At 59.4% G+C, this 6,508-nt stretch carries 5 protein-coding genes; 2 read left to right on the top strand and 3 right to left on the bottom strand.

Annotated features, from left to right (window positions below; translation table 11 throughout):
- Positions 1-2,199 (bottom strand): TonB-dependent siderophore receptor (locus tag ABW043_RS18395; RefSeq protein WP_353922653.1); only part of this gene is annotated, 2,199 nt, incomplete at its 3' end.
- 267 nt (positions 2,200-2,466) lie between these two features.
- Here ABW043_RS18395 and ABW043_RS18400 point away from each other — a divergent pair.
- Positions 2,467-3,864 (top strand): site-specific integrase, encoded by a 1,398-nt coding sequence (locus ABW043_RS18400; RefSeq protein WP_353922654.1) that lies wholly within the window; start codon positions 2,467-2,469, stop codon positions 3,862-3,864.
- 5 nt (positions 3,865-3,869) lie between these two features.
- Here the strand turns inward: ABW043_RS18400 and ABW043_RS18405 are convergent, their stop codons facing one another.
- Both ABW043_RS18405 and ABW043_RS18410 read right to left on the bottom strand, forming a co-directional pair.
- The gene (locus ABW043_RS18405; RefSeq protein WP_353922655.1) at positions 3,870-4,370 is read right to left on the bottom strand and encodes a hypothetical protein; all 501 of its coding nucleotides are present in this window, start codon (positions 4,368-4,370) and stop codon (positions 3,870-3,872) included.
- Between the two features lie 112 nt (positions 4,371-4,482).
- The gene (locus tag ABW043_RS18410; protein ID WP_353922656.1) at positions 4,483-5,586 is read right to left on the bottom strand and encodes a DUF2806 domain-containing protein; all 1,104 of its coding nucleotides are present in this window, start codon (positions 5,584-5,586) and stop codon (positions 4,483-4,485) included.
- Between the two features lie 175 nt (positions 5,587-5,761).
- Between ABW043_RS18410 and ABW043_RS18415 the strand changes: the two genes are divergently transcribed.
- Entirely contained in the window at positions 5,762-6,442 is a 681-nt protein-coding gene (locus ABW043_RS18415; RefSeq protein ID WP_353922657.1) for a recombinase family protein, read from the top strand.
- The last annotated feature ends 66 nt before the right edge of the window (positions 6,443-6,508 follow it).

The following is a 6,508-nucleotide window of genomic DNA, read 5'->3' on the forward strand; positions in this document are numbered from 1 at the left end:
CATGGTCGTGTAGCGCGCGCCGAGGTCGAGACGTGCCCAATCGTCATAGCGCAGCAGATTTGCGTTCGTGAGATAGGAGCCGGCGGTGTAGATGACGCGGCCATTGAAGGCGAGGCCCGGGACCCATGGTGCATCCCAATCGAGACCGGCGGAGAAGGTCTTGTTCGGCACACCGGCCGCATCATTGCCTCGATCTGCCGGATTGTCGGGGTTGGTCAGTTCCGGCCGCAGGAACGTCGCGCTGACGATGCCGCGCAGGCCAGGCATCAACAGGCCATAGGCGTTGACCTCCACGCCCCGATTGCGCTGTTCGCCGTTATAGGAAATCACCCCGGTCGGGCTCGTGGTCACGTTCGGACGCGCGATCTGGAACACGGCCACGGTGGTGGTGATGGTGCCCCAGTCGACTTTCACGCCGGCTTCCTGCTGCTTCGACTTGTAGGGAGAGAGCACTGTCCCGACATTTGGCGCAGGAGGACCGACCACCTGCCCCGGTGACAGTCCTTCCGCATAATTCGCGTAGAGCGACACATTGTGCCAGGGCTTGATCACCAGTCCTGCCAGCGGGCTCGTTGCATCGGCATCATAGGCGCTGCCCAAGCTCAACCCGGTGATGGGATCGAACCCTTCCTGCTTCACCTTCTGGTGACGAACACCCAGCGTGAACAGCACCGCATCGTTCAGGAACGACATGGTGTCCGCCACCGCGACGCTCGTGAGCGTCAGGTCGCCACTTTTCCCCATAGACGGACGCCCGGCCTCGATCACCGGAATGGGCGACGGATTGTAGAGATTTGAGAAAGCGACCGCCGGGCTCGAGACATTGTCGAACGACGTGGCGTAGCCATAGCCGTCTTCCCGGTTGAAACCGGTAAAGGCGACATTGACCTTGTGGCCGATGAAGCCGGTGTTGAATTGCGAGCGCAGGCCGACATTGCCGCTCACCGCCTTGCTGTAGAAATCGTAATAAGCGTTGTAGACGCCGAAATTACCGAACTGGTTGACGCCATCGCCCACGCCCGGGATTCCGAGGAATCCGAGACGTGACTCGGCAAGATTCTGCTGGCCGTTGCCATCGCGATAGCCGAGGCCCGCATAGGCCGTCAGCCAGTCGGTGATGTCGAATTCGAGACCCGATGCGATGATATTGTCGCGCTGCTTGAGGTTCTGGCCGGGATACCAGTTGCTCCGCGCATCCGGCGGCCGCGGGATGAACGGCACCGTGGAGTCGATGGTGATCTGCGGGCGGAAGTTCCTGGTATCGTCGTTCTGCGAGATCGCATCCAGGGTCCAGCGGAGGCGCTCGCCGCGATAGTCGATCGCCAGCGCACCAAGGCCCGAGCGCCAGTTCCCGTTGTCGATCGAGGCTTCGCCGTTGCGGCCGACGCCGTTAAAGCGGATGCCCCACTCCTTGTTGTCGCCATAGCGCGCGCTTGTTTCCAGATGCAGGCCGTAATTGCCAGCGCTCATGAAAAACGGCGTGATGCGCGCGAACGGCACTTCGCCGGCGCGCTTGGTGACGATGTTGACGGCGCCCCCGACGCTGCCGCCCGGCGCCATGCCATTGATCAGCGCGCCCGGCCCTTTCAGGAGCTCGATCCGCTCGATGATCTGCGAGGGCACGTGATTGGGCGCCGCCAGCCCGTAAAGGCCATTGAGACCAACATCCTCCGGGCCGACCTGGAAGCCACGTATCTGGAGCGAGTCATCGAAGCCGTTGGCAGCGGTGGTCGCGCGCACCGAGGCGTCGTTGATCAGCGTATCGGCAGCCGTGCGCCCTTGCTGGTTTTCGATCAGCTGCGACGTGAAGTTTGTCGTGCTGAACGGCGTGTTCATCACGCTCGTGCTGCCGAGCAGGCCGAGCGTGCCCCCCGTCGCGACCTGGCCACCTGCATAGGCCGGTGCCGGCGTGCCGATCGTCCGGGTCGATCCCATGGTCGTGACGGGTGCGGCGGGAGGCTGTTCGACCGCCTGCCGAGGCGCGACACGGGCAGCGCGCTGCGGCGCGGTCCGTGTCCGCACTACTCGGGCCGGCCGCGCACGCTGCTGCGGAGCATCGACCGACACCGGCGGCAGGACGCGTTGCTGGGCGGTCTGCGCATTACTTTCCGAGGCCCCAAACCCAGCCAGTCCAAAGGAAAAAATACCAGTGACCACGCCGGTATATAGATAGCGCCTATAGTCCTTTAAGTTGTTCACGCCCGCCCCCTCAGATTAGTAGTTGCCTTAGGACTACGGGACGCGTGATGTCGCGGCTACGGAGGGCTGTTTAGAATTAGTTTACAATTAGGCGCGAGCGGCCGCTGGCCAAAGCCGCCACTTTATCTAGGGAAATCAGACGCTTGAAGATTTAAGCTTAGCTGGCTGGGGAACCTGGACCCTTAGCCGAACTACGTTCTCGCCAGTAAATCCTTGTATAATAGCCTCTGCGTGAATACAAGTGGGTGTATTGGCGGGGTGTATAGTGTGTCATCGCAAGACAATCTCAGGAAGATCGGGAACACGTGGCACGTCGTGCTGGAGCTGACACTTGCCCAACGCCAGATGCTCCAAAAGGCCCGGTTCAAGCGGTCACTCAAGACGACTAATTTGGTCGAAGCGAATAAGCGCAAACATTCCTATCTGGACGACTTCCGCCGCCAGCTTGATGAGGCCCTACGCGCGCAAGGGGACCCTGAGGCCGCTATCCGACTTGCCGCCGCCGAGTACCGGTCCGACCTCAACTCCCCCGAGTCCGACCGCCGCCAGTACGAGGAAGATCGAGAGGACTTCACCGACACTTTCGGCCTGGAGGCGGCGATTGAGCAGGACGCCAAACAGATCGAGGAAAAGTATGGGGTCGCCGCGTCCCGCCGCTTCCGCAAGGAGGCCACAGGTTCAGGAGTGGCCATCAAGCACCATTACACGGTCTTTGCCGATGAAGTGCAGGCCACTGAGCAAACCAAGAGCCAGCATCGATCCTCGATAGAACGCTTCCTCGGATGGGCTGGTGCGTACACGACCATCCAAGAAACCGACCGCATGAAGGCTGGGGAGTACGTCTCGGAGCTTCTAGCGACCTCCGGTCTCGCTAGACGTACCATCAAACGTCACCTCTCCTCGCTCTCGCAGTTTTGGGAATGGCTGCAAAGCAAGGGGCTTGTTGGGACTGACGTGAACCCTTGGCTAGGCCACAAGCTCGGCAAGAAGCCAAAGACAGCAACACGCACCGCCCTCACCGATGAGCAGGTCGTAAAGCTCCTCGAAGGCACTTACACAACTCCAAAATACGCTCAGCTCCTCTCGGACCTCACGTGCATCGCCCTGCTCGGTGGACCGCGCCTGGATGAACTGTGCGCGATGAAAGCTGTAGATGCCACCAAACGCGAGGACGGCTACTGGCTGTCCATCACAGGGGGCAAGACCGACGCGGCAATCCGTGATGTTCCACTGCATGAGCTTGCCTCCCCTATTATCGAACGGCGGCTCCGCGATGAAGACGACTACTTGTTCAAAGGCCTCACGCCTGGAGGACCAGACAACAAGCGCATGTGGTACGTGTCCAAAGCCTATGGACGATACAGGGCTCAAGTAGGCGTGAAGGACCGCTGGCAAGACTTTCACGCGCTTAGGCACACATTCATGACGATGATGGAGGGCCAGGAGGTGCCAGAAAGCGCTCTGAAGCTGGTTGTCGGCCATGCGCGCGATAGCATGACATTTGGTCACTATTCGCGGGGGCAGCGGGTAAAGCTACGCGGCGTTATCGCAAAAGTGGATTACGGCCCCAAGGTCATGGGCGCGCTCAGGACCGCTTGTGAGGCCACTAAGCAGGCGGTCTACAAGCGGCGAACCAAGGCTGAGATGGCCTCTGAAGCGTCTTGAGGTTCTTACGCAGAGGTGCTCCCGTCGTAGCCATCCTCAGGAGGCCCGAACGCGGCTCCAGCATTGAAGCTGTCTGCAAGCTTGATGACCCTAACCGCGTCAGGCCATAGGCTTACACCGCGTTTGGTCCCCTTCTCCCACGCGGCCATCACTCCTGATATGCGAATCAGCGCCCCCTCCCCGATGCGAACATTCGGCTTAAGCGGCGCGCCTTTGGCATCGAATAGCTCTGGCTTCTTCTTCGGGGACTTGAACATGAAGGCGATCCTGCCATCCTTCGGCTTCTTCCACGGCAGATGGACGCACCTCTTGCCGCCGAAATATTCATCGGCCTTCGCCTGGATCATCTTTTGGAGCGTCTTCGTATAAAACTCGTCGGCAGTTGCTTCAGTCTTATACTTGCCGTCTGAATAGAGCCCTTCCGTGTCGGGTTCATTCAGCCTCGGACAGCGCGCAACCATCACTTCGGTGACGAATGGGACGTATTTAGATTTCTTGTCAGCCATCTGTGCTCCGCGCGTTCTCTAAAGAGCCTGGACTGATCGGGATTGCGTGTCGAATCATTACTCTTGTGTACCATTCAACCAGCGCGCGTTGTTGCATCTCACACGTCTCTCCTTAACGAACTCGGAGGTCGTATTTCGTCCCAGCCCATTCAATGAGTGCTGATAGCTGCGAACCTAACAAGTGAGTTGAAGAACCTCCGCTCCACGCACGCCCTGGCGGCTGATCTTCTCCACGCTTTACCAAAATGATGGACGATTGTGGCGCGCCGTCCAATAGAGGAACAATTGCTGCCTCGCCCCAACGCGTGGCGTCATTGATTATATGCTGAGCACAAGCCATCAATTTCTCTTGTGAAACATCTTTCTCTCTGCCCTTCAGGACAGCTCGATACAACTCGTACCCTCGCCTCGTCGTACCCCAGCAGGTTACGCTCTCGTTGGATCGCCCGCTTCGGTCATCGCCTATGCGCGCGCCAAATATCTCGAAAGGTTTCTCTTTACGCTGCTGTTCGATCAATCCGGCCTCACGCAACATGAAGGGGTCAAATAAAAGCGCGCCTTCCCCATCGTCACGTCCAAAGCCCATGGGAACTCCCTCCAATACCCTCTCCAAAGAACAAAAATTCGAGAATTGCTCTGCTGTTTCACCATCCATCAGCGCGAGCAGCTGAAGCCCCGCCGCCGATACTCGCACCTTTGTGTCAAGGACGGCAGAAGCAAGAGTGCGCGCCCATAGCTCCTGAATGGCGCTATCCGAAACCTTCTGCGCCAGGTCGGCAAAACGCGATAGCCAATCGTCATCCACCTCCCGTGATTTTTCTTTGCTAGACTCTTGCTCAACGAGTACCAGAGCGCGGCGCTGTACGGCTTCTAGATTGAGCTGCTCTGTTGCAAGTTCGTGTCGCAATCGCATTGCGCGCCGATGCAAAGCGGCTTGATGCTCCATCTCCTGCATCTCCTCAGCGCGCCGCACACCCGCGATAACCCCTTGCCGCTCAAGGTCGGCATCGGTCTCGATAGCCATACGCGCTGCTTCCGCTCTGGCTTCTTGGGAGGCTGTCCATTCACCTATCCAAGCACCACCCAATCGCTGGAGACCACGAACGAGAGAGTTTCCAGCCGCGCTCCCTACTTCCGCAAGTGCTTCCTCCGTAGGCTGCCCTGGCAACGTCACCCCAGAACGCTTAATTGATGTATTGTCATCGACCTTGCTCACGCGCGCGCCCCCCTCACAGATGTACGTATTGCTGACTTCAGTTTCCTCCACTCCTCTGCGGAGGTCGAGCTATGCGCTACCGGAATCCCTGAGATTCTGAAATGTGCCCACATCACCCTTGTACAAAATCTAAATGTCCGTATACTTCTTATACAAACGGCATTTGGAGCACGTCATGCGTCCCTCGGAGCCCTTCATCAGCTATCTCCGCGTCTCGACCTCTCGTCAGGGGCGGTCCGGTCTCGGCCTAGAGGCGCAACGGGAGGCTATCGCTCGCTTCGCCGCCTCCGAAGGCTTCGAGGTCGCCCAGGAGTTCGTGGAAGTCGAGACAGGCAAGGGGTCAGACGCCCTCTCCCGTCGCCCGAAGCTGGCTCAGGCTCTCGCCACAGCGCGCAAGCTGAAGTGCAAGGTGGTGGTCTCTAAGCTGGACCGTCTCGGCCGTGACGTGCACTTCATCTCCGGTCTCATGGCTCAGAAGGTCCCCTTCGTCGTCACCGAGCTTGGGACGGACGTGGACCCCTTCATGCTCCATCTGTGGGCAGCGATTGACGAGAAGGAAGTGAAGGTCATTTCCAAGCGCACCAAAGATGCACTCGCAGCCGCGAAGGCGTCAGGCAAGGTGCTAGGTAATCCGAGCATCTCAGAAGCGCGCGCGGTCGCTGTGAGCAGCATCAAGGCCAACGCCGACCGTCACGCTGCCAATGTGCTCCCCATCGTCAAGGCAATTCAGAAAGCCGGAGCGACCACCCTGCGGGAGATTGCTGAGGCCCTTAACGTCCGAGGCGTCCAGACCGCGCGCGGCGGGCAGTGGCACGCAACGTCAGTGAAGAACCTGCTAGACCGCAGCGCTGCGTAGGAGCACACCCATGGCCCTCATCCAGATCGGCGCAGCCTTCTTGGTCCTCTCGGCCCTCATAGGCTC

The sequence above is a fragment of the Devosia sp. genome (genome assembly GCF_040509215.1).
Taxonomy (GTDB): domain Bacteria; phylum Pseudomonadota; class Alphaproteobacteria; order Rhizobiales; family Devosiaceae; genus Devosia.